Source organism: Dietzia papillomatosis NBRC 105045, from assembly GCF_001570845.1.
In the GTDB taxonomy this organism is placed as follows: domain Bacteria; phylum Actinomycetota; class Actinomycetes; order Mycobacteriales; family Mycobacteriaceae; genus Dietzia; species Dietzia cinnamea.
Genome location: NZ_BCSL01000004.1, coordinates 1 through 22760 on the forward strand (window position 1 = coordinate 1; position 22760 = coordinate 22760).

The window sequence follows — 22760 nt, forward strand, 5'->3', positions numbered from 1 at the left end:
GGCCTTGAGCCAGCGGGTGATGGTGCCCTCGGTGACGGACTCGCCGAGCTCGGGCATGGTCACGTCGGTGCCCTTGCCGCCACCGGAGCCGCCGGAGGACTTCTTCGCGGGGGCGGGCTCGTCGTCGGCCTCGTCCGCGGAGTCGGACGCGTCGTCCGCGCCCTGGTCGTCGGAGGCGGGAGCGTCAGCTGCGTCGTCGTCGCTGTCCGAGTCGTCGTCGCCCGCGTCGCCCGCGTCGTCGGAGCTGCCGGAGCCGTCGCCGATGACGGCGAGGGTGGCGCCGACCTCGACGGTCTCGTCCTCCTCGGCGACGATCTTCTGGACGGTGCCGGCGACAGGCGAGGGGATCTCGGTGTCGACCTTGTCGGTGGAGACCTCGAGCAGGGGCTCGTCGACCTCGACGGTGTCGCCGACGGCCTTGAGCCAGCGGGTGATGGTGCCCTCGGTGACGGACTCGCCGAGCTCGGGCATGGTCACGTCGGTGCCCTTGCCGCCGCCGGAGCCGCCGGAAGACTTCTCCGCGGGGGCGGGCTCCTCCGCGGGCGCGTCTTCCTCGTCCGCGGAGTCGTCGGCCTGCTCGGCCTGATCAGCGTCCGCGTCGTCGGCGGCGTCGTCGCCCGAGTCATCGGACCCGCCGGAGCCGTCGTCGATGACCGCCAGCTCGCCGCCGATCTCGACGGTCTCGTCCTCCTCGGCGACGATCTTCTGCAGGGTGCCCGCAGCAGGAGAGGGGATCTCGGTGTCGACCTTGTCGGTGGAGACCTCGAGCAATGGCTCGTCGACCTCGACCGTGTCCCCCTCCTTCTTGAGCCAGCGGGTGACGGTCCCTTCGCTGACGGATTCACCGAGAGCCGGCATCTGTACGGAGAAGGCCATGGTGTCGTGACTCCTCGAGAGGTCTAGAAGCGCTGCTCCCCGGCGCGGTCAGCGCCCGCGGTGAGCGGCGTCGTGGGTGGGTCAACTGTCTGTTCGTCGATAGCGCCTCGGACGGACCCGCGGTGGCGACCCGGCCGGACGATCGCCGTCCATTGTGCCCTCTGCCACTGGATGGTGTCGTCGGACGCCCCGATCCGAGCCGAGCCGGACAACGAATTCCCCCGTGGGTGACGCGATCCGCGCTGCTCGCGGCAGATACGATCGATCCGGCGTGACCGGCCCCACCCCGGACGGGGGCCGGCGGGAGGAGGCCGACAGTGGGGATCCGCGACCTGTTCGGGCGTCGTCGGCGGGGGATCGCCGCCGACCCGGCCGACCTCGACCACCTCCGCCGGTGGTGCCGCACGCGGGTGGGCGTCGAGGCCTACCTCGAGCCCGAGACCCTCGTCTCCGTGCCGGGCCTGTGCCTCGTCGCGTTCGACGGTGAGTGGACCCGCCGCCCGGTCGGCGACGTCGCCACCGCCCGCAGGCTCGCCGCGCGGTTGAAGCTGCCGCTCTTCGACGCCTCGATCCAGGGCTACCCGCAACGCATGCGGGACTACGAACAGGTCCGCATCACCCGCGAGAAACGCGAACGCGCCCGCCGGCTGCGCGAACAGATGCGCGAGGCCGACGGGCGCTGACCGGATCCGGCGCACCGGGGCGGTCAGCCCGCCGCGGCGATGTCCTCGAGCACTGCGAGCATCGTGCGGACCGGGACGCCGGTGCCGCCCTTGGGCAGGTAACCCTCCGGACCGCCGTCGTTGTAGGCGGGGCCGGCGACGTCGATGTGCGCCCACTCCACGCCCTCGCCGACGAACTCGCGCAGGAACAGCCCGGCCGAGAGCATGCCGCCCCAGCGGTTGGGGGTGACGTTGGTCATGTCCGCCACCTCGGAGTCGAGTCCGTCGCGCAGCTCCTCCGGCAGCGGCATCGGCCAGCCGCCCTCGCCGACCGACCGGCTCAGCTCGGCGACCCGGTCACGGAACTCGTCGGTGCCCATGACGCCCGGGGTCTTCTTGCCCAGCGCCACCATCTGCGCTCCGGTCAGCGTGGCCGTGTCGATGAGGTACGAGGGGGAGTCCTCGCAGGCCCGGACGATCGCGTCGGCCAGGATGAGCCGGCCCTCGGCGTCGGTGTTCTGCACCTCGACGGTCGTGCCGCCGTACATGGTGAGTACGTCGCCCGGCCGGTAGGCCGTGGCCGACGGCATGTTCTCGGCCATCGGGACGGTCGCCACCACCGTCAGGTCCAGACCCAGGCGCGCGGCGAGGATGACGGTCGCGACCACCGCCGCCGCACCGCCCATGTCCATCGTCATCTGCTCCATGCCGGCGGCCGGCTTGATGGAGATGCCGCCGGTGTCGAAGGTGATGCCCTTGCCCACCAGGGCCACGGTGGGTCGACCCTCGGCGCCCCGGTGGGTGAGCCGCACCATGCGCGGGCCGCGGGAGGAGCCGCCGCCCACGGCGAGGATGCCGCCGTAGCCACCTTCGGTGAGCGCCTCCTCGTCCAGCACCTCGACCTCCAGACCGGCGTCGCGGGCCAGTTCTGCGGCCCGATCGGCGAACGATCCGGGGAACAGCAGGTTGGGCGGGGTGTTGACCAGATCGCGCGCCAGCCCGACACACTCGGCGACGGTGGCGGCGCGGGTCACGGCGTCGGCGCCGCCCTCGGCGACGAACACCTTCAGCGAATCGCTGTTCTCGTCGTCGTCGTCGTTTTTCGAGGTGACCTTGGCCGGGCGGAACGATCCGAGCCCCGCTCCCAGGGCCACCGGCTCCGCGCGCTCGGCGTCCAGCAACACCAGGGCGGACCCGAGTCCGCGGCAGGCCCGCGCGGCGGCGCCGGCCGCGCGGCGCAGGGACTCGTCGGACACCTCGTCGTCGGAGGACCCGAGCCCCACCAGCACCACGGACCCGGCCGACACACCGTCCGGCGCCGGGACACGGGTGGTGGAGGCGACCTTGGTGGACGCGCCCACCGACCGCGCGACCGCGGCGAGCGCCGCGGTGACCCCACCCTCCAGGCCGGGGGCGACGACAACGGGCGCCGCATCCTCTCCGGCCCCGGCATCGGCCGCGATACCGACCACCACGACGTCGGCGTCCACCGGCGTCGTGACCGCCTCGATCGGGGCGAGATCAGGGCTGTGGGTGAGGATCGACTGCGCGGTCGGCATGAAGCGCTCCTGGGGGTCGGCGGGACGTACGGGAAGGTGCGTGATGCCCGGACGACGCGGCGGGACCGCCACGGCGAGGGCACCATAGTCTATCGACTAACGTGGGCAGGCAGCCGGACCGTAGAGCGCGAGGAGTGGCCACATGACAGACACAGGGGACCTTCACGAGGGACCACTGCACTCCCGCCACGTGGAGGCCGGCGCGACCTTCGCCCCGTTCGGCGGCTGGTCGATGCCGGTGCAGTACGCCGGCACCGTCGCCGAACACACCGCCACCCGCACGGCCGTCGGGCTGTTTGACGTCAGCCACCTCGGCAAGGCGCTCGTGACCGGCCCGGGCGCCGCGGAGTTCGTCAACTCGTGCTTCACCAACGACCTCGACCGGATCGCCGCCGGCAGCGCCCAGTACACGCTGTGCTGCGACGAGTCCGGGGGAGTGGTGGACGACCTCATCGCCTACCGGGTCTCCGACTCCGAGATCTTCCTCATCCCCAACGCCGCCAACACCGCCGAGGTGGTCCGGCGGATGCAGGCCGCCGCCGCCGAGCGGGCGCCCGGGGTCACCGTCACCGACGAACACCGTTCCCGCGCCGTGATCGCGGTCCAGGGCCCGCTCGCCGGAGAGGTGCTCGAGGCGGTGGGGCTGCCGACCGACCTCGACTACATGGCGTACGTCGACGCCGGCTGGAACGGACACTCCGTGCGGGTCTGCCGTACCGGGTACACCGGCGAGTACGGATTCGAGGTGCTGCCCGCCTGGGACGAGGCCGGCCCGATCTGGGATGCGCTCGCCGAGCAGGTGCTGTCCCGTGAGGGCGCCCTGTGCGGTCTCGGTGCCCGCGATTCGCTGCGCACGGAGGCCGGCTACCCGCTGCACGGCAACGAACTGTCCGTGGACCTCAGCCCGCTCGAGGCACGCTGCGCCTGGGCCATCGGCTGGGACAAGCCCGCCTTCTGGGGGCGCGAGGAACTGCTGCGTCAGAAGGAGGCCGGCCCCGCCCGCCGGATGTACGCGCTCGAGGTCACCGGACGCGGGATCCCGCGCGCCGGACAGACCGTGCGCGCCGGTGGACGCGACGTGGGCGTCACCAGCTCCGGCACGTTCTCACCGACCCTCAAGACGGGGATCGCGCTCGCGTTCATCGAGCTGGACGCGGGTCTGAAGAAGGGCGACGAGGTCGTCGTCGACGTACGCGGACGAGAGGTACCGTGCCGCCTCGCGGTACCCCCGCTCATCGAGATCCGCACCCGCTGACCCGCCCCCTTCCTCCAGGAACGAGACCCGCCATGCCCGACACGACAGACTTCGACATCCGCCCGTCCGCCTCGCCCAGGACGGCCGACGAGCGCGCCGCCATCCTCGCCGACCCCGGCTTCGGCAAGCACTTCACCGACCACATGGTCACCATCCCGTACGCCGGGGGAGCCTGGGGGACGCCGGTCGTCGAGGCGTACGCGCCCCTCGCGATCGACCCGTCCGCCGTGGTCCTGCACTACGCCCAGACGATCTTCGAGGGCCTCAAGGCCTACCGTCAGGCCGACGACTCCATCGCCTCGTTCCGGCCCGAGCAGAACGCCGCCCGCTTCAACCGCTCCGCGCGGCGCCTGGCCATGCCGCAGCTGCCGGAGGAGCTGTTCATGGAGTCGCTGCGCCAGATCGTGGCGATCGACCGTGAGTGGGTGCCCGCCGCCGGCGGTGAGGAGGCGCTCTACCTGCGGCCGTTCATGATCGCCACCGAGACCGGGCTGGGCGTGCGGCCGGCCGACGAGTACCTCTACTCGGTCATCGCCTCCCCTGCCGGCGCGTACTTCTCCCGCGGTGTCGCCCCCGTGAGCGTCTGGCTGAGCACCGAGTACGTCCGCGCCAGCCCGGGCGGCACCGGCGCCGCCAAGTTCGGCGGCAACTATGCCGCCTCGCTGGCCGCTCAGGAGCAGGCCGCAGCCAAGGGCTGCGACCAGGTGGTGTGGCTGGACGCGATCGAGCGGAAGTACGTCGAGGAGATGGGCGGGATGAACCTGTTCTTCGTCCTGGGCTCCGGGGACTCCGCCGAGATCGTGACCCCCGAGCTGTCGGGCTCACTGCTGCCGGGCGTCACCCGGGACAGCCTGCTCACCCTTGCCCGTCATCTGGGTTACCGCGTCACCGAGCGCAAGGTCTCGGTGGAGGAGTGGGAGACCGGGGTCGCGTCCGGGGAGATCTCCGAGGTGTTCGCCTGTGGCACCGCCGCCGTGATCACCCCGGTCGGCTCCGTGCAGCACGCCGACGGCGGCTACACGGTGGGCGACGGGGGCCCCGGCACCATCACGGTTCGCCTACGCGAGACGCTCACCGGGATCCAGCGCGGATCCGTGGAGGACCCGTTCGGCTGGATGACGCGCCTGGCCTGAGCGCACCCGGCCGGCTCCGTCACGCGAGGAGCACCGCCGCGACGAGAGCCGCGGCGGTGCCGGCCTCGATGGCCGCGCCGAGGACGTCGCCGTTGACGCCACCGAACCGAAGGACGACGTGGCGGCCGAAACCCGCCGTGGCCGCGTAGGCGAGCAGGCCCGCCGCCGCGCCGACCACCGGCGCCCACCAGCGGTCGGCGGGCCACCCACCGTCGGCCGGCCCGGCTCCGGCCAGTCCCGCGCCGGCGACCGCGCACAGCACCGCGGTCATCGCCACGGCGACGCGCGACTGCGAGCCCGCCACCATCGCGCCGAAGCCCGTCGTCGAGGCCGCGGGAACCCCGCGGCGCAGCAGCACCACGGGCAGGCAGCGGGACAGGACGAACGCCGCGACGGGGGCCAGCCACGCTCCCGAGTCGACCAGCGCGCCGAGCGCGGCGACCTCCGCCAGTAGGACGAGGACCAGCACGGCGGCCCCCATCGGCCCCACCGAGCCGGAGCGCATGATCTCGAGCGCACGGTCCGGGCCGGCGTACGAACCCAGCCCGTCGGCGGTGTCGGCCAGGGCGTCGACGTGCATGCCGCGGGTGAGCGCCAGGACGGCCCCCACGCCGACGACCCCGGAGAGCATCGCGCCGGCCCCGAGGGCGTGAGCGCCGTGGGCGAGGGCGGTGGCCGTGGCGCCGCAGACCAGTCCCACGGCGGGGAGCGCCGTCATGGCGCGTCCGGCCGCGGTCGCGTCGGGGACGCCGCCGCGGTCGACGGGGAGGACCGTCATCCACGACAGCGAGAGGCGGACCGCGTCGATCACGAGCCGTCAGTCCCGGCCGCTGACCCCGGCGTCGGCGAAGGTCGCCATCTCCGTGAGGATCGCGACGGCGTTGTGAACGACCGGTAGGGCGGCGACGGCGCCGCTGCCCTCACCCAGTCGCATCGCGTGCTCGAGGATCGGGTCGAGTGACAGGTAGGTCAGCGCCGCCGAGTGGGCGGGTTCGGCACTGCGGTGCCCGGCCGCCCACCACTGACGGCACCCGGGAGCCAGCGCCTCGGCCATGAGGGCGGCCGAGGTGACCACCGAGCCGTCGAGCAGGCACGGCGTCCGGCGGATCGCCGCCTGGGCGAGGAACCCGGCCATCGCCGCGAGATCGGCACCGCCGACCTTCCGCAGCATCGCCACGGGGTCGCGGAGGTCGCCGGACGCACGGTACATGGCGTCGCGGATGGCGGCGGTCTTGCGCATCCATCCCTCGTCGTCGACCCCGGTGCCGCGCCCCACGAGCTCGACGGGCTCGTGGCCGGTGACCAGGCATGTGAGGACGGTCGCCGGGGTGGTGTTGCCGATGCCGAGGTCACCCGCGATGAGCAGGTCCGCCCCGGAGTCGACCTCCTCGTCGGCGATGCGGCGGCCGGCGGCGATCGCGGCCCGCACCTCCTCGGGGCTCAGCGCGTCCTCCCGGTCGATGGAACCGCTGGAGCGGCGGACCTTGTGGTCGTCGAGACCCCCGGGGCGCTCCGCGGACATCGCCATGTCGGCCACCCGGACCGTCGCGCCGGCGGTGCGGGCGAGGACGGACACGGCCGCGCCTCCGGCGACGATGTTGTCGGCCATCTGCAGGGTGACCTCCCGCGGGAACGCGGAGACCCCGTGCTCGGCGACACCGTGGTCACCGGCGAACACCACGACGCGAGCCCGCTCGAGCGGGCGCGGCGGGCACGTGCCCTGGCACGAGGCGATCCAGACGCCCAGCTCCTCGAGGCGTCCGAGGGACGCCGCGGGCTTGGTCAGCGTGAGGTGGCGACCGCGGGCCTCCTCGGCGACGGCGTGGGACGGCGGGTGGACCGGCGGGAAGACGACCGGGTCGTCGTAGTGCGCGACGTCGGAGAGTCCGGGGAAGTCGTGCGAGGCTCCGGTGTGCGCGTCGGTGGGCGCGCTGGCGGGATGCTCGGCCGGGGTGTCGGCGGGCGCGGTCGTCGCCGCGGCCGTAACGACGGGCGTGGTGGCGGCGGGGGTCGGGCGCGCGTCGTCGAGGGGCAGCGCACGCCCGGCGACGACGAGGACCGCCGAGTCGCACACCTGCGCTAGTCGCCGGTTGAGCGAGCCGATCACGTCGGCGAACACCCGGCCGGAGAGGGTGTCCGGGACCACGCCGAGGCCGACCTCGGGGGAGACCAACACGACCGGGCCGGGGTGCTCGGCGACCGCGGCGACGAGCGCGTCCGTCTCGTCGGCGACCGCTGACCCCCCGTCGGTCCACCCGAGAGTGGCGTCCATGCGTCGGGTGAGCCAGCCCCCGACGTCGTCGACGAGGACGGTCGAGTCCGGGTGCTCGGCGAGGACGCGGGTGACCTCGTCGGTCTCCTCGGTGACCCACTCGTCCGGCCTGCGGTCGCGGTGCGCGGCGATGCGGGCGGTCATCTCCGCGTCGTCGGGGTCGCGACGGGCGGTGGCGACGTACACGACGTCGGTACCGGTGGCGGCGGCCACGGACTCGGCGTGGGCGGATTTACCCGAGCGGGTGCCACCGAGGACGAGCAGGCGCATGGGTCAGACCCTTCCGGGGAGCATCGGGGCGGGATCAGATGGCGTCGCCCGGGCGGACCCGGGGACGCGGGGTGCGCAGCATCCGCGGCTGGGTCGCGCGCATGACCGCGTACCAGCCCATGCCGAAACCGGTGTCGTCGGTGTCGGGGAACCGCTCGCGGACCGCCTTGTTGACGGTGCGACCGAGGAGCACGCCGTCGATCACGACGACCGCGATGAGGACGAGGAACAGCGTCTGGCTGAACGCCAGGAGTTCCGGGTTGGGGATGAGCTGGAAGACGATGACGAACAGCGCGAGTGGCATGAACCAGTTGATGAGGCGGCGATGCGTGTCCACCCAGTCGCGGGCGAAGCGCCGGACCTCGCCGCGATCGCGGGACAGGACGTACCGGTCGTCGCCCTCCATCATGAGCTGGCGACGTTCCTCGCGGGCGGCGCGCTCCTCGGCCTTCGCGGCGCGGCGCTCCTCCTTGGTCATGGAGGCCTGCGCGGCCTTGCGACGCTCCTTCGCCTCCTTACGGGTGAGCGGAGCGGTGACCGGCCCCTGGCGCATCCCGCGGGCGCGCTCCTGGTCGCGGCGCCGGGGCGTGGGCTTGCCCTTGCCCGCGGGACGCCGCGGGTCGACGGCGGGCTCGGGCGTCGGCTCCGTCGCCGCCTCGGGGGCGGGGGAGTCCTTGCCGGTCTCGTCGTCTCTGGAGCCGAATGCGCGCAACTTCACGCACTCAAGGCTAGGCGATCCCCGGTTGTGCCGGACATTCACCCGTACGAGGTGGCAGGCGTATCGTGTGGAGGGGAACGGGAGCCGGGGAATAGAGGACTCCCCGGTGGACGTTGGAATCTGCATACGTCCCCGAAGCCCTCTCGGATCGCAAGGAGAACCGACATGACCACTGCGGAGAACACCGCCACCGGCGTACTGCTCACCGAGGCCGCCGCCGCCAAGGCCAAGGCCCTGCTCGATCAGGAGGGGCGCGACGACCTCTCCCTGCGCATCGCCGTCCAGCCCGGTGGCTGCGCGGGCCTGCGCTACCAGCTCTTCTTCGACGACCGTTCGCTCGACGGCGACGTGGTGGACGACTTCGGTGGCGTCAAACTCGCCGTCGACCGCATGAGCGTTCCGTACCTCATGGGTGCCTCGATCGACTTCGTCGACACCATCGAGAAGCAGGGCTTCACGATCGACAACCCCCAGGCCACCGGTTCGTGCGCCTGCGGCGACTCGTTCAACTGACCCCTCGGTCGCGCTGACCGCCTGACGACCCGGACCGATCACGCATCGGTCCGGGTCGTCTACTGTCTGGGGCATGCCCGTCGTCATCACAGGTTCCATCGCCACCGACCACCTCATGACCTTCTCGGGTCGCTTCTCCGAGCAGCTCCTGCCGGACCAGCTCGCGCATGTGTCGCTGAGCTTCCTGGTGGACTCGCTGCAGATCCGGCGCGGGGGCGTCGGTGGCAACATCGCCTTCGCGCTCGGCGTGCTCGGCCGTCGGCCCCATCTGGTGGGCGCTGCGGGTGCGGACTTCGCCGACTACCGCGACTGGCTCGAGCGGCACGGCGTCGACTGCTCGGCGGTCCACATCAGCTCCGCCCTGCACACCGCCCGGTTCGTGTGCACCACCGACTCGGAGATGGCGCAGCTCGCCTCCTTCTACCCCGGTGCGATGGGGGAGGCCGCCACGATCTCGCTGGCCCGCCTGGTCGAGCGGATCGGCCGGCCGGAGATCGTCCTCATCGGTGCCAACGATCCCACCGCCATGAACTCCCACACCGCGGAGTGCCGCGAGCTGGGCCTGGATTTCGCCGCCGATCCCTCCCAGCAGCTCGCCTTCCTCGACGGCGAGGCGGCCGCGGCCCTGGTGGACGGTGCGCGCTACCTGTTCACCAACGAGTACGAGTACGAGCTGCTGCTCAACAAGACCGGCTGGACGGCGGCCCAACTCGACGCCAAGGTCGGCACCCGCGTCACGACCCGCGGTGGCAAGGGAGTGGTGATCGTCGAGCAGGGCGCGGAGCCGATCGAGGTCGGGATCGTGCCGTCGGACAACCTCCTCGACCCGACGGGCGTGGGCGACGCGTTCCGCGCCGGCTTCCTCAGCGGTGTCCTCGACGGATTGTCGCTGGAGCGCTCGGCCCAGTTCGGTGCGCTCATCGCCACGCACGTCCTCGAGACCACCGGCACCCAGGAGTGGACCATCGACCCGGTGGCCGCGCGCCGCCGCCTCACCGACACCTACGGCGACGAGGCGGCCGAGGAGATCTCCTCGCTCCTTCCGGCCTGACCCGCCGCCCGGTCCGCCGTGCCCGTCCCCGGGCTCAGAGGCGGACCGGGTACTCGCGCCGCTCGATGTCGGGGGAGATGCGCCCCTCCACGAAGATGCCGTGCCAGATCATGAAGCACAGCATGGTCCAGATCCGACGGCTGTGGTCGGAGTCGCCGCGACGGTGTTCGTCGAGCATGCGCATCACAGCGTCCTTGTTCACGTACTCGTCCGTGCCGGACGCCGCCACGTGCTCGCGCGCCCAGTCGTGCAGTTCCGGCCCGGCCAGCCAGTGGCGTGTGGGCACGGGGAAGCCGAGCTTGCGGCGGTGCAGCACGTGCGCGGGCACGATCCGCTCGAGCGCCTTGCGCAGGGCGTACTTGGTGGTGCCGTGGGCGATCTTCTCGGTGTACGGCAGCCGCGAGGCGACCTCGTAGACCTCGCGGTCGAGGAACGGCACGCGCAATTCGAGCGAGTTGGCCATGGTGACCTTGTCCGCCTTGACGAGGATGTCGCCGCGCAGCCACGTGAACAGGTCGAGGTGCTGCATGCGCGCGACGGGGTCCCAGCCGCGGGAGCGCTCGTAGATCGGCGCGGTGACGTCCTGGTGGCTCCACTCCGGGCGGTGGTCGCGCAGGACGGAGCGGACCTGCTCCTCGGAGAACGAGCGGGCGTTGCCGTAGTAGCGGTCCTCCAGGGTCATCGACCCGCGGTGCAGGAGGCTCTTGCCCCGGGTGCCCTCGGGGATCAGTTCGCTGGCCCTGCCGAGCGCGCGACGTAGCGCGCCGGGGACCTTCTCGAACGGCGCGAGCGACAGCGGCTCCTTGTAGATGGTGTAGCCGCCGAACAGTTCGTCGGCGCCCTCGCCGGACAGCACGACCTTGACGTGCTTTCGGGCCTCACGGGCGACGAAGTACAGGGGTACCAGGGCGGGGTCAGCGACCGGCTCGTCGAGGTACCAGATGATCTCGGGGATCGCGGCGGCGAACTCCTCGGGAGAGACGACCTTGACGATGTGCTCGACCCCGATCGCGGCCGCGGACTCGGCAGCGACGTCGATCTCGGAATACCCCTCGCGTTCGAATCCGGTGGTGAAGGTGAGGAGGTTCTCGTTGTGGCGTCGGGCCAGCGCGGCGATGGCGGTGGAGTCGATGCCGCCGGACAGGAACGAGCCCACGGTCACGTCGGCGCGCATGTGCTTCGCGACGGAGTCCTCCAGAGCGGCGGCGATCTCGTCGTAGCGCCGCTCGGCGTCGCCATCGGCGACGGGGGCGACGGGGAAGGTGGGTTCGAAGTACCGCTCGATCACCGGCTCACCGCCGGGGGTGAGGGTGGCGTGGCACCCGGACTCGAGTCGCCGGACGCCTCGGGTGAGGGTCTCGTCCTCAGGGACGTACTGGAGGGTGACGTAGTGCTGGAGGGCGCGGGTGTCGAGGGAGGTGTCGACGACGACGAGGTCGATCAGTTCGGTGATGGACTTCTTCTCGCTCGCGAACACGGTTCCCCCAGGCCCGGTCGCCATATACAGGGGCTTGATGCCGAAGGGGTCGCGGGCGACGAAGAGCGACCGCTCGACGGTGTCCCAGATGGCGAAGGCGAACATGCCGCGGAGCCGACGGACCGCGGCGGGGCCCCAGTGGTGGAAGGCGACGATGATCGGTTCGCCGTCGCCCTCGGTCTCGAAGGTGGCTCCGTACTCGCGGCACAGCTCGTCCCGGAGCTCGAGGTAGTTGTAGATCTCGCCGTTGAACACGAGCGCGTAGCGGTCGGGCTGCTCCGGCGGGCCCCAGCGGAGCGGCTGGTGTGAGTGCGAGATGTCGATGATCGACAGGCGGTTGAACCCGAAGGCCATGTCGCCGTCGACCCAGGTGCCGACCTCGTCGGGCCCGCGGTGGCGCTGGCACCCCATGGCGCCGAGCACGCGGGCCTCGTGGGTACGGGCGGAGCCGTCAGGGGTGATCAGACCTAGTAGGCCACACATTCGTCGGGTACCTCGTCCATCGTCGTCGTAGCGTCAGCGGTGACCCGCCTGGGCGGGTCTGGACGCGTTCGAATACTACTGGTCTGTGGGTTCCCACCCGCTCCGGCGCGGGGCGTGGGGGCCTCACGGGTGAATTGCCGGACCCGCGGCTTTCATTCTGAGAGCCGTGGTCTACTCTTCTAAGGTGTCCCGGCCACGTGGCCGGTGCCGCTGATCAGGAAGGCGTGATGGTGGAACAGCGTGACGGGCGTCGTCGGACGCGCAGGGCGACACTCGCGGTGGCTCTCGGTTCATTGGGCTTGCTGTTGTCCGGTTGTAGCCTCCACACCGACAACAAGTGGTGGAACCAGACGATCAACTTCGGATTTCCGACCGGTGTCACCCCCGAGGGCGTCGCGATCCGCGAGTTCTGGACGGGCACCGTCATCACGTCGCTGATCGTCGGGTTCTTCGTGTGGGGCCTGATCTTCTGGTCGATGGCCGCCTACCGCAAGCGGAAGAACGACAACGGCGAGTTCCCGCGGCAGACGGCGTACAACGTGCCGCTTGAGCTGATCTACACGGCCGTGCCGTTCGTGATCATCTCAGTTCTCTTCTACTTCACCGTGGTCACACAGAACAAGGTTCTCGACCTCCGTCCGGAGGAGGAGGTCGGCGTCAAGGTCGACGTCACCGCGTACCAGTGGAACTGGAAGTTCGGTTACAACAAGGTCGACGTGGCCGGCGCGAGCATCGAGGACGGCACCAACGTCGAGGCGCAGCGTGCGGCCGAGGAGGCCGGTGTGCTCTCCGACGAGGCGCGTGAGGCGCTCGGTCATCACGGCGAGCCCGCCGCCGGGGGCCCGATCCACGGCCGTCTCGCCGAGGACAAGTCGTACCTGTACTTCAACAACATCGAGACCGTGGGCACTTCCGACGAGGTCCCGGTCCTGGTCCTGCCGACCGACACGCGTATCGAGTTCCGGCTCGCGTCGGCGGACGTCATCCACTCGTTCTGGATTCCCGAGTTCATCTACAAGCTCGACGTGATGCCGCACCCCGGCAAGAATCAGCAGTTGAGCATGTTCCAGATCGAGGAGATCGAGCGCGAGGGCGCCTTCGTCGGCCGCTGTGCCGAGATGTGCGGCATCTACCACGCGATGATGAACTTCGAGCTGCGCGCGGTCTCCCCGGAGGCGTTCGCCGACTACATCGAGTTCCGCCAGGCCAATCCGACCGCGACCAACGCGGAGGCGCTGGAGTCCATCGGGGAGGAGCCGTACTCGATCTCCACTGCACCGTTCAAGACCGGCCGCAGCGATACCCGCGACCAGAACAACACCATCGAGACCGCGTCAGCTAACTGACGGTTCTCCCGGTATCACGCGAAGGATTTCTGAACGATGAGCGCAACAGTACGAATCTTCGACGCACTGTTTATCTTCCTGGCCTTCCTGGCCATCGCGTACGGGTACCTCACCGGTACGTCGCGGACGGGCGTCGAGTGGGTCGGAACCACGGCCCTCGTGCTCTCGGCCGGCCTGAGCCTGCTGATCGGGGGTTACCTCCGCTTCGTGGCGCGGCGTATCAGCACGCTGCCCGAGGACTACGAGGAGGCTGAGGTCTCCGACGGTGCCGGTGAGCTGGGCTTCTTCAGCCCGCACAGCTTCTGGCCGTTCCTGCTGGCCTTCTCGGTTTTCGTGGTCGGCTACGGGGCGGCGTTCTGGAACTGGTGGGTGCTCATCGGCGGCGCCGTCGCGCTGGTGATCACCGCCTGCGGCCTGGTCTTCGAGTACCACTGGGGTCGCGAGAAGCACTGACCCACTGATCGCCTTCCGCCGGGGCCCGGCGTCGCTGTCCGCGACGTCGGGCCCCGGCGCTTTTCGTCGCGCGCTGACGGCCGGCGCCGTCTAGAAGGGCGGTGGGTCGGTGTCGGTGGTGGGGTGGCCGGTTGTGGGTGGGGGTGTGGTGGTGTTGGCGGCGCGTTCGGCGGCCAGGCGTCGGGCGCGTCGGAGCCAGTGGGTGGCTTGTGGTCGGGGGTCGAGCCAGGGCCGGCGGGGTGGGGCGTCGTCCGTGGGGTTTGGGTCCGGGTCGAGGTCGCGTTGGCGCCAGCGGGCCAGGGGGCCTGTGGGGTGGGTGGTCAGGGTGTGGCCGGTGTCGGTGGTCACGGTCAGGGTGCCGTCGGGGGCGAGGTGGTAGTGCCAGCCGTGGAAGGTTTTGAACCGGTGGTGTTGGCGGCACATGCTGGCGAGGTTGGCTTCGATGGTCAGGCCGCCGCTGTCGGGGTCGGTGTGGTTGAAGGGGCGGATGTGATCGATGTCGCAGTCCTGGGCGGGGACGGAGCAGCCGGGGTGGCGGCAGGTGCCGTCGCGTAGGCGGATGCGGTGGGCCAGTCGGTCGCTGATGCGGTAGCGGTGGGCGTGGTGGGGGTTGTCTGTGGCGCCGGGCGCGGTGTCGGGCACGGTGATGGTCGCGCCGGTGCTGCGGGTGAGTAGTTCGATGAGGGCGTCGATGGTGGCCGGGCCGCCTCGGGGGAGGTAGACCTCGGGTTCGCCGTCGGGGCCGGGGGGTGCGAGCACGGTGATGGTGGGGCGGATCTGGGTGGCCGGCGGGCGGTGACCGGCGCCCGCGGCAGTGCCTGCGCCCGCGCTCGTACCCGCGCCCCTGCGTGCGTCTATGTCGGTGTCGGTGTCGGGGTGGCCGAGGAGGGCGGCGACGAGGGCGTCGGCGCGTAGTTCGTCCATGCTGCGGATGGTGTCGGTGTCGAGGGTGTGGGCGCCGTGGCGGCGGGTGGTCTCGACGCGGGTGCGGGTGTCGCGGTGGCGTTGGTCGGTGGCCCTGGTCTGCAGCAGGGTGTGGATGGCGAAGGCTTCGGTGGCGGTGAGGTGGGCGGTGAGGTCGGCCATGCCGTCTGGGCCGCGGCGCAGGGTGACGCGGCGTTCGCGGACCGCGGCGGTGCGGCGCAGGCGTACGCCGTGGGGGTCGTGGGCGCCGATGATGCGGTCGGTGCGGGACAGGATCGCGTCGCGTCCGGGGCGCCTGCCGGCGGCGAGGGCGGCCAGGAGCCAGTCGATGACCTCGCGGTGAACGGCGTCGCGGTGCAGTGAGTCCACGGTGCGCATGTGGCGTGCGAGCAGGGTGGCGGTGGCTTCGTCGAGGTGGCCGGTGTCCATGGCCTCGACGAGACCGGGGAACTTGGTGACCAGGGTGATGGCCAGGGTGAGCAGGCTGCGGGCGCGGTTGTGGTGCACGCCGTAGGCGGCGACGATCTCACTTGTGGCGATGGTCAGCGGGTCGATGACGGCGTGTTCGGGGCGTTGGTCCAGGCCGGGGCCGTAGCCGGCGGCGATGTCGCGCAGTTCCTGTTCCTCGCGGCAGGTGGCCCACAGGTCGTGGCAGGCGCGCAGTCGGGCAGCGGCCGCGCGATTCTCGGCGTGCAGTGCCGCCAGGGCTGCGGAGCTGGCGGCGGTGACGGCGGGACTGCCGGCCACCGCTCCGGCATCATCCCCGGTAGTCGTCTCCCGCATGTGCACCCCCTCGGGCGGGCGAGTGCCGCACCCCGTATCGCTCGTGTGTTCGATTGAGGGAACACTAGCAAGGGGGTCCGACATGAGGCTCTCAACTGGGAAGACCGGCGACCGGCGCTGGTCGGTGGGAGGGTGAGACCGTGTTGGACACGGGTGCCGTCGTCTCGGTGAGTTGGTGGGCGATCATCCCGCTCATCGTCGTCGGCTCGGTGCTCCACTTCGTCTACGACTGGAGCGGGCACAACCGGGTCGTGGCCGTGTTCGCCGCGGTCAACGAGAGTTACTGGGAGCACATCAAGATCGCCGCCTGGCCGACCATGGTGTTGTACGCGGCCCTCTTCGTGCTCGGCGGCGCCTCGCAGCCGTCTTTCGTGCCCGCGGCCACTGTCGCCCTCTATTCGATCCCGGTGACGATGATCGGGGTGGTCTTCGTCTACAAGGCCGTCGCAGGTCGCAATGTGCTGTGGGTGGACATCGCCGTGTTCGGCCTGTGCATTGCGCTCGCCCAGGTGATCTTCGTGTGCCTGCTCAGCGGACTGGAGGCGGACGTCCTCGTCGTCGTCCTCTCGGTTTTCTACCTGGTGGGCATCGTCGCCGCCTACGTGGTGTTCACCCTGAGGCCCCCCGCCGAACCCGACGTCTTTATCGATCCCATCACATACAGATACGGGGTCGAGGGGTACGCCGACTACGAGGCCGCACCCGGGGACTGACGGGCAGAGGGAGTCCGTCGGACGACTCGGGCCCCGTCCGCGGGGGGCGGACGGGGCCCGACGGAGCCAGGGGGGTCGTGGGACCTACAGGCCCATGTCCTTGGCGATGATGGACTTCATGACCTCGTTGGTGCCACCGTAGATGCGGTTGACGCGGTTGTCCGAGTACAGGCGGGCGATCGGATACTCGTTCATGAAGCCGTAGCCGCCGTGCAGCTGGAGGCAACGGTCGATGACCTCGGCGGCGACCTCGGTGCAGAACAGCTTGGCCGAGGCCGCCTCGGCGGCGGTGAGCTCGCCCTCGTCCAGCGCCTCGAGGGCGCGGTCCGCGACGGCCTGCGCGGCGTCGACCTTGGCCTGGCACGCGGCCAGCTCGAACTTGGTGTTCTGGAACGAGGCCACCTCCTTGCCGAAGACCGTGCGCTGCTGCGTGTACTCCTTGGCGAACCGCACGGCGGCCGCGGCCTGGGCGTACGCACCGTAGGCGATGCCCCAGCGCTCGGACGGCAGGTTCTGCCCGAGGTAGTAGAAGCCGCGGTTCTCTTCGCCGAGCAGGTCCTCGACCGGGACCTTGACGTCGGTGAAGGACAGCTCGGCTGTGTCGGAGGTCTTGAGTCCGACCTTGTCGAGCTTGCGGCCCACCGCGTAGCCCTCGAGCTTGGTGTCGACGGCGAGCAGCGAGATGCCGAAGCGGCGGTCGTCCTCACGCGGGGGAGCGGTACGGCAGGCCACGATCACGCGGTCGGCGTGGACGCCGCCGGTGATGAACGTCTTGGCACCGTTGAGAACGTAGTGGGTGCCGTCCTCCGAGAGCTTGGCGGTGCTCTTCATGCCGGCCAGGTCCGACCCGGTGCCGGGCTCGGTCATGGCCAGCGCCCACATCTCCTCGCCCGAGACGAACTTGGGCAGGTAGCGCTGCTTCTGCTCCTCGGTCGCCAGGGCCTTGATGTAGGGGAGCCCGAGCAGTACGTGGACACCCGAGCCGCCGAAGTCCACGCCGGCGCGGGCGGTCTCCTCGGACTGGATGGCCTCGAACTTGTGGGAATTGATCCCCGCGCCGCCGTACTCCTCGTCGACGTTGATGCCGAACAGGCCGAGGTCGGCGAGCTTGTAGTAGAACTCACGCGGGACGATGCCGGCCTCGAACCACTCCTGGAAGTGGGGGGTCACCTCGGACTCGATGAAGTCACGGAGGGTCTGGCGGAAGGCCTCGTGGTCTTCGTTGAACACAGTGCGGCGCAAGGGCGTGCCTTTCCGTTGGACGTTCTGCTCCGGTGGCAGGCCACCGTGGAGGGGAGCGGAGCGTCGGGTTGGTGTACTCCTACTGGTGAGTAGCCTACAAGAATTCGAACTCTCTGACCCGTCCGCCGGCCCATCCGACGCCGCGACGTCACCCCGTCGGCGGAGTGAATTCCAGGCCGTCGTCGGCGATCAGCCTGATCGGCCCGGTCACCTCACGTCCGGTGACCCGCTCGCCACGCTGGGTCACCGCCACCACGCCCTCCTCGCGGAGGTCGAACGCGACCTCCCGGGCGACGGGCATGAGGTCGCGCCAATGATCCCCACCCGCCACCCGGGCCGCATCCGACGGGCAGATCGACCCCTGGCCGCGCGAGCGCAGGAGCGTCCTGATCGTCGCGGCCAGTCGATCGCGTGTCCCCTCCCGGGTGGGTGCCCACCACGGGTCGCCGCGCTCACCGAGCGCGACCTTGGCGTCGTGCACCATCACCCGGGCGGCATCGCCTTCGGTCTTGACCAGCCGGCGACCGGTCATCAGTGCCCGGACGAGCTCCGAGCGGAGCTTATCGGGGATGGACGGATCCGTCGCGCGCCACCGCCGGCCCCCGACCACGATGTGTCGACCGTCCTCGGTGTGCTCCACGCCGGCGCCGGTGCTGTCGTCTCGATCGGTCACACCCAGATCCTGCACCGCCTCCCCCTCCTTCCCCACCGATCGGCGATCGAGGGTGTCGCACACCGCGCCGGTGTTAGGGTCACGGCAGGAACTGGAACGTGTTCCACCAGAGCTGGATGATGATGAGGGGCTGCCGTGACGGCGCAGGACAACACATTCGACGCGGAATTCGACGTGGTGGTCGTGGGGTCGGGGGTGGCAGCCCTCTTCGGTGCCGCGACCGCCGCCGCCCGGGGTCTGTCGACCTGCCTGATCGAGAAGACCGACCGCTTCGGGGGGACCTCCGCGTACTCCGGCGGCGCCGTGTGGCTCCCTGGAAACTCCGTCCTCGCCCGGGACGGGGTCGAGGACTCCGTCGAGCGGGGGCGCACCTACTTCCGCGCCGTGGTGGGGGACCGCACCGCCGCCGACGTCCAGGACGCGTTCCTCAACACCGGGCCGCAGGTCGTCGAGTTCCTGCAGGACGAGCTGGGCATCCCGACCCGCTTCCAGGCCTTCCCCGACTACTTCGACGCCCCGGGGCGCCAGGAACTCGGCCGGAGCATCTACCCCAAGCCCATCAAGGGCGAGGAGGTCGGCGACCGGGCGACCGACATCCGTCCGCCGGTTCCGGCTGACCAGTTCGGCGCGGACGAGGACACCACGAAGCTCGAGGGCGGCAGGGCCTGGGTGGCGCGACTCGTACTCGCACTCGACGCGATGGGCACCGCGGAGACCCGACTGAACACCGCCGCCGAGGAACTGGTCCGTGACGACGACGGACGTGTCGTCGGGGTGGTCGTGAACGGTGCCTCCGGCCGGCAGGTGCTGGGCGCACGCCGTGGGGTACTGGTCGCCGCCGGCGGTTTCGAACGGTCGGCGGACCTCCGCCGCCGCTGGCAGGACATGCCCACCGCCGACTGGTCCTCGTCGCACCCCGCCACGGGCTCGGGAGACGCCGTCCGCATGTTCGAGCAGGTCGGCGCGGAGCTGGACCTGCTCGACCAGTCCTGGTGGTGCCCCGCCACGCTGTTCCCCAACGGGCACGCCGCTTTCACCCTGGGCTTCCGCTCCGGGATCATCGTCGACGGCACCGGCCGGCGATTCGCCAACGAACTGCTGCCGTACGACCAGATGGGGCGCAAGATGCACGCCCGCATGGCCGACGGGGCCGGTGACGACTTCTGGCTGGTGTTCGACGACGCCGAGGCCGGCGGCTACCCGGCCATCTGTATCCCCGCACCCGAGCCCGACGCGTTGCGCGGTGCCGGCCTGTGGCACACCGCGGGATCCGTCGAGGAACTGGCCGAGGCCACCGGACTCGATCCCGCCGCGTTGCGCGAGAGCGTGGACCGGTTCAACGGCTTCGCCGAGCGGGGCCGCGACGCCGACTTCGCCCGCGGGGAGGACCCGTACGGTCGCTTTTTCCTGGGTGCCTCCACGGCCGAGCAGTGCCTGCGTCCCGTGGGCGGGGACCGACTCCACGCCGTCCGCCTGGTCCTCGGTGACCTCGGCACCAAGGGCGGTGCGGTGATCGACGCGAACGGCGCCGCGCTCGACGCGGACGGACGTCCCATCCCGGGTCTCTACGCCGCCGGCAACTCGTCCGCGTCGGTGTCCGGGGAGGCCTACCCCGGGCCGGGCGTCCCGCTCGGCTCCGGGATGACGATGGCGTTCCGCGCCGTGGCCGACATGGCCGGGGAGCCGCTGCAGATCGCGCCCTGAATCGGGACGCGGGGGCGAGTCGCGCGGGCGGGCCGCGGGGGCCGGCCGGCCCCCGCGGGGCTGCTCTCCGCGGCCGCCGAGCCGGGTCCGGCCAGCGTCAGCGGCCGGCCCAGCGGAGGAAGTCAGCGACCGGGATGACCGGCGTACCCCACCGCTGGGCGGCCCGTGACTTGGTCGACTGGCTGCCCGGTTCGGCGATCACCAGCGCGTCGCAGCGGGACTTGGTCACCGCGGACACCAGTTCGAGGCCGCGTCGGCGAGCCATGCCCTCCATCTCGTTCCGAGCCACCACCGTACCGTCCCGGTCGAGGGCACTGCCGCTGAAGCACACGCGCGCCCCGGGGCGCAGCACCTCGGCCACGTCGACCGCCGGCGCGGCCTCCAGCCCGCGCGTGAGATCCGAGCCCACCACCTCGGAGGCCAGCCGAAGCCTGTCGAGCAGTGCAGCGGTCATCGGCACCCGCTGCGCGGCGCGACGGATCTGGTCGGCCACGAGCCCGCGCGCCCCGACCACGAGGTCGCGGTCGCCGGTGTTGACCACCTCGTCGTCGTCGCCAGCACCCGGGTGGCCACCGCGGTGCGGTGGGTCGAGTAGTGCCGCCGACACCTCCGCGCTGATGCGCAGCATCGCCGACAACTGGGGGAGTGACGCCGGGGAAGGTGGGTGGACGTCGCCGTCGCGGGTGAGAAGGTACCCGCCCCGCGCCGGCTCCGCCGGACCCACCGCGCCCGGGCCGGCCTCGTCGCCGTGCGGGTCGACCCGCTGCGACCCGGCGCCGACCACATCGAACACCCCGGCGCCGGCCTCGTCGAGCCACAGCCGGTCCCGGACTTCGAGAGCGACCCGCGCACGGCGGATCGCCGAGCCGGCCCGATGACGCGCACGCTCGCCGGGGATGAGCGCGCCGGAGGGGATATCCACCCCGAGCGGCATCGCCACCGGGCTGCCCAGACGCTCGAGCTCCGAGTCGAGACACTCCAACGTGGCGTCCAGGTTCACGCCTATCGGCGTGTAGCCGTCCACGAGCGGTGCGATCAACGCCCACGCCTCGGGCAAGGTCGGCGCGAGCAGCACGTCGGAGGCGGAGATCCCGTAGTCCGCCCGCGCCTGGCCCAGATCGCGCTGCGGATTGACCAGCGTGGTCACCGCGCTACCGTCCGGGAACACCACCGCGAGCTCCACCGGCCGCGGACGGGAACGGGCGCTGTCGCCCCCGACGGTGAGCGCCGCGACAGCACAATAGCGGTGGCCGTGGACATCTCCCTCGGGGTCGCGGAGGAACCGGAGGATCCGGCGGTCGGTTCTGAGGTCCCCCGGCCTGACCGGCCGGGTGAGGACGAGACCGTCCAGGGACCGCGACCGGCTCAACGCGACGTACAACTGGCCGGGCGCGAAGGTGCCGCCGCCGAGATCCACGATGAGCCTGTCCAGCGTCTGACCCTGGCTCTTGTGGATGGTGATGGCCCAGGCGAGGGTGAACGGCAGCTGCCTGAAGGAGCCGATGACCTCGTGGCGGACCGCGCCGTTGGAGCCGTCGGGTCGGGTGACGTCCCAGGTGTGTGGGACGACCTCGGCCACCTCCCCATCGGAGAATCCGACGACGACGACGGGTCCGTCCTCGCCCCGCCCCTCCCGTCTCCCCGGCGACGCGTCGAGCACACTTCCGATAGAGCCGTTGACCCAGCGGTCCGCCGGGTCGTTGGTGAGCATCATGACCTGGGCACCGACCTTGTACACGAGCTTCGCCTCGTTCGGGGGCTCGAACCCGGTGAGGTCGCCGGTGACGGCCGCCTCCGTCGTCAGCTCCGCCCCGAGAAGACGGTCGAGACGTCGGCGATTGTGGGCGGCGGCCATCCGGTTGGTGGTCGTCAGTGTCAGCCACGGCGCGTCGTCCGGAGGCGTGAAGGCCGGGTCGGTCCGTGAGTTGAGCCGCTCCAGCGCGGTGCCGACGAGCGTGCCCTCGCGGATCGAGTTGAGGATGGCGGTCAGTTCCGGGTCGCCGGACTGTCGGAAGACGCGGGTGAGATCGACGGTGGGGAAGCGGCCGCGGTCGAAGCGCTCGGCGGAGAAGAAGTAGGGGGTCGTGTACGCCGCGTCGAAGTCGGGTCGCTCGGCGTCGGTGACGACCGGTGGGAGTTGGAAGAGATCGCCCACCAGGACGAGCTGGACGCCGCCGAACGGCCTCGTGGGGTCCGGACCGAATCGCTCGAGGGCGATCGCCATCATGTCGAACAGGTCGGCGCGGATCATCGACGCCTCGTCCACGATCAGTGTGCGGACGCCGGCGAGGGCCCCGGCGAAGCGCCCCGGGCGGTACGAGGAACCGCGGACGTGGTCGACGGTGGACCCGGGGTGGAAGCCGAACAGTCGGTGGATCGTGTAGCCGCCCACGTTGAGTGCGGCGATGCCGGTCGGGGCGGCGACCAGGGTGGGGCGGCGCGTCTCCGACAGGAAGCGACGGATGAGGGTCGACTTACCGGTGCCCGCCTTGCCCGTGAGGAAGAGGTCGTGCCCCCCGTGGAGGAGTTCGAGGGCGTGGTCGAACTCATCGGTGAGCACGATCGCACCGTCCGCTCCGGACGAGTGTGACTGCTCGATCATTCCTGTCCCGCGGGTCGAGGGTGTGGTGGACGACGACCGCGGGCCGGACCT

The 22760-nt window shown here is 71.2% G+C and carries 19 protein-coding genes; 9 read left to right on the forward strand and 10 right to left on the reverse strand.

Annotated elements, in window-relative coordinates:
* A partial coding sequence (locus DPA01S_RS02055; protein WP_305791232.1) for a biotin/lipoyl-containing protein occupies positions 1 to 876 on the reverse strand: 876 nt, incomplete at its 3' end.
* Between the two features lie 317 nt (positions 877 to 1193).
* Here DPA01S_RS02055 and DPA01S_RS02060 point away from each other — a divergent pair.
* Positions 1194 to 1559 carry a hypothetical protein gene (locus tag DPA01S_RS02060; protein ID WP_007632918.1) on the forward strand — a complete coding sequence of 122 codons (366 nt, stop codon included), beginning with the start codon at positions 1194 to 1196 and terminating at the stop codon, positions 1557 to 1559.
* 23 nt (positions 1560 to 1582) lie between these two features.
* Here the strand turns inward: DPA01S_RS02060 and DPA01S_RS02065 are convergent, their stop codons facing one another.
* The gene (locus tag DPA01S_RS02065; protein ID WP_082767850.1) at positions 1583 to 3097 is read right to left on the reverse strand and encodes a leucyl aminopeptidase; all 1515 of its coding nucleotides are present in this window, start codon (positions 3095 to 3097) and stop codon (positions 1583 to 1585) included.
* 142 nt (positions 3098 to 3239) lie between these two features.
* Between DPA01S_RS02065 and gcvT the strand changes: the two genes are divergently transcribed.
* Entirely contained in the window at positions 3240 to 4352 is a 1113-nt protein-coding gene (gcvT, locus tag DPA01S_RS02070; protein ID WP_061229909.1) for a glycine cleavage system aminomethyltransferase GcvT, read from the forward strand.
* A gap of 32 nt (positions 4353 to 4384) precedes the next feature.
* A complete protein-coding gene (locus DPA01S_RS02075; RefSeq protein WP_061229910.1) occupies positions 4385 to 5485 on the forward strand; it encodes a branched-chain amino acid aminotransferase in 1101 nt (366 codons plus the stop codon).
* A gap of 19 nt (positions 5486 to 5504) precedes the next feature.
* Here the strand turns inward: DPA01S_RS02075 and DPA01S_RS02080 are convergent, their stop codons facing one another.
* From DPA01S_RS02080 to DPA01S_RS02090, 3 genes are read right to left on the reverse strand one after another with little or no spacing between them, the layout of a single operon-like run.
* Positions 5505 to 6296, reverse strand: coding sequence for an adenosylcobinamide-GDP ribazoletransferase (locus tag DPA01S_RS02080; RefSeq protein WP_061229911.1), 792 nt, complete (start codon positions 6294 to 6296; stop codon positions 5505 to 5507).
* A gap of 6 nt (positions 6297 to 6302) precedes the next feature.
* Entirely contained in the window at positions 6303 to 8027 is a 1725-nt protein-coding gene (gene cobT / locus DPA01S_RS02085) for a nicotinate-nucleotide--dimethylbenzimidazole phosphoribosyltransferase (RefSeq protein WP_061229912.1), read from the reverse strand.
* Between the two features lie 34 nt (positions 8028 to 8061).
* Positions 8062 to 8745 (reverse strand): DUF3043 domain-containing protein, encoded by a 684-nt coding sequence (locus DPA01S_RS02090; RefSeq protein WP_007632905.1) that lies wholly within the window; start codon positions 8743 to 8745, stop codon positions 8062 to 8064.
* Positions 8746 to 8910: 165 nt separating this feature from the next.
* Between DPA01S_RS02090 and DPA01S_RS02095 the strand changes: the two genes are divergently transcribed.
* Together DPA01S_RS02095 and DPA01S_RS02100 are read left to right on the forward strand one after the other, a co-directional pair.
* Positions 8911 to 9258 (forward strand): HesB/IscA family protein, encoded by a 348-nt coding sequence (locus DPA01S_RS02095; protein WP_007632903.1) that lies wholly within the window; start codon positions 8911 to 8913, stop codon positions 9256 to 9258.
* 73 nt (positions 9259 to 9331) lie between these two features.
* Entirely contained in the window at positions 9332 to 10309 is a 978-nt protein-coding gene (locus DPA01S_RS02100; protein WP_061229913.1) for a carbohydrate kinase family protein, read from the forward strand.
* Positions 10310 to 10343: 34 nt separating this feature from the next.
* On the opposite strand, the gene asnB is transcribed toward DPA01S_RS02100, so the two are convergent.
* Complete coding sequence (asnB, locus tag DPA01S_RS02105) at positions 10344 to 12269, reverse strand: asparagine synthase (glutamine-hydrolyzing) (RefSeq protein WP_061229914.1); 1926 nt, start codon at positions 12267 to 12269, stop codon at positions 10344 to 10346.
* Between the two features lie 227 nt (positions 12270 to 12496).
* On the opposite strand from asnB, the gene ctaC reads away from it, so the two are divergent.
* Together ctaC and DPA01S_RS02115 are read left to right on the forward strand one after the other, a co-directional pair.
* Positions 12497 to 13615: an aa3-type cytochrome oxidase subunit II gene (gene ctaC / locus DPA01S_RS02110; protein ID WP_061229915.1), complete on the forward strand. Its 1119-nt coding sequence runs from the start codon at positions 12497 to 12499 to the stop codon at positions 13613 to 13615.
* Positions 13616 to 13651: 36 nt separating this feature from the next.
* The gene (locus DPA01S_RS02115) at positions 13652 to 14068 is read left to right on the forward strand and encodes a cytochrome c oxidase subunit 4 (RefSeq protein WP_061913758.1); all 417 of its coding nucleotides are present in this window, start codon (positions 13652 to 13654) and stop codon (positions 14066 to 14068) included.
* A 90-nt stretch (positions 14069 to 14158) separates the two neighbouring features.
* On the opposite strand, the gene DPA01S_RS02120 is transcribed toward DPA01S_RS02115, so the two are convergent.
* On the reverse strand, positions 14159 to 15775 hold the full coding sequence (locus DPA01S_RS02120; protein WP_061913783.1) for an HNH endonuclease signature motif containing protein: 1617 nt from the start codon (positions 15773 to 15775) through the stop codon (positions 14159 to 14161).
* A 140-nt stretch (positions 15776 to 15915) separates the two neighbouring features.
* Between DPA01S_RS02120 and DPA01S_RS02125 the strand changes: the two genes are divergently transcribed.
* Positions 15916 to 16488 (forward strand): DUF6512 family protein, encoded by a 573-nt coding sequence (locus DPA01S_RS02125; protein WP_198150705.1) that lies wholly within the window; start codon positions 15916 to 15918, stop codon positions 16486 to 16488.
* Between the two features lie 84 nt (positions 16489 to 16572).
* On the opposite strand, the gene DPA01S_RS02130 is transcribed toward DPA01S_RS02125, so the two are convergent.
* Positions 16573 to 17730, reverse strand: a complete 1158-nt coding sequence (locus DPA01S_RS02130; protein ID WP_061228903.1) for an acyl-CoA dehydrogenase family protein — start codon at positions 17728 to 17730, stop codon at positions 16573 to 16575.
* Positions 17731 to 17878: 148 nt separating this feature from the next.
* Entirely contained in the window at positions 17879 to 18403 is a 525-nt protein-coding gene (locus tag DPA01S_RS02135) for a DUF3253 domain-containing protein (protein ID WP_061228936.1), read from the reverse strand.
* Between the two features lie 135 nt (positions 18404 to 18538).
* Between DPA01S_RS02135 and DPA01S_RS02140 the strand changes: the two genes are divergently transcribed.
* Entirely contained in the window at positions 18539 to 20107 is a 1569-nt protein-coding gene (locus DPA01S_RS02140) for an FAD-dependent oxidoreductase (protein WP_061228904.1), read from the forward strand.
* A 97-nt stretch (positions 20108 to 20204) separates the two neighbouring features.
* On the opposite strand, the gene DPA01S_RS02145 is transcribed toward DPA01S_RS02140, so the two are convergent.
* Positions 20205 to 22709 carry an AAA family ATPase gene (locus DPA01S_RS02145; protein ID WP_174521544.1) on the reverse strand — a complete coding sequence of 835 codons (2505 nt, stop codon included), beginning with the start codon at positions 22707 to 22709 and terminating at the stop codon, positions 20205 to 20207.
* Positions 22710 to 22760: the final 51 nt, after the last annotated feature.

What these genes read in the sequence shown, in the direction of transcription:
- DPA01S_RS02115 (WP_061913758.1), top strand. Translation starts at nt 13,652, where the DNA reads ATGAGCGCAACAGTACGAATCTTCGACGCACTGTTTATCTTCCTGGCC.
- DPA01S_RS02075 (WP_061229910.1), top strand. Translation starts at nt 4,385, where the DNA reads ATGCCCGACACGACAGACTTCGACATCCGCCCGTCCGCCTCGCCCAGG.
- cobT (WP_061229912.1), bottom strand. Translation starts at nt 8,027, where the DNA reads ATGCGCCTGCTCGTCCTCGGTGGCACCCGCTCGGGTAAATCCGCCCAC.
- DPA01S_RS02145 (WP_174521544.1), bottom strand. Translation starts at nt 22,709, where the DNA reads ATGATCGAGCAGTCACACTCGTCCGGAGCGGACGGTGCGATCGTGCTC.
- DPA01S_RS02120 (WP_061913783.1), bottom strand. Translation starts at nt 15,775, where the DNA reads ATGCGGGAGACGACTACCGGGGATGATGCCGGAGCGGTGGCCGGCAGT.
- ctaC (WP_061229915.1), top strand. Translation starts at nt 12,497, where the DNA reads ATGGTGGAACAGCGTGACGGGCGTCGTCGGACGCGCAGGGCGACACTC.
- DPA01S_RS02100 (WP_061229913.1), top strand. Translation starts at nt 9,332, where the DNA reads ATGCCCGTCGTCATCACAGGTTCCATCGCCACCGACCACCTCATGACC.
- DPA01S_RS02095 (WP_007632903.1), top strand. Translation starts at nt 8,911, where the DNA reads ATGACCACTGCGGAGAACACCGCCACCGGCGTACTGCTCACCGAGGCC.
- DPA01S_RS02065 (WP_082767850.1), bottom strand. Translation starts at nt 3,097, where the DNA reads ATGCCGACCGCGCAGTCGATCCTCACCCACAGCCCTGATCTCGCCCCG.
- gcvT (WP_061229909.1), top strand. Translation starts at nt 3,240, where the DNA reads ATGACAGACACAGGGGACCTTCACGAGGGACCACTGCACTCCCGCCAC.
- asnB (WP_061229914.1), bottom strand. Translation starts at nt 12,269, where the DNA reads ATGTGTGGCCTACTAGGTCTGATCACCCCTGACGGCTCCGCCCGTACC.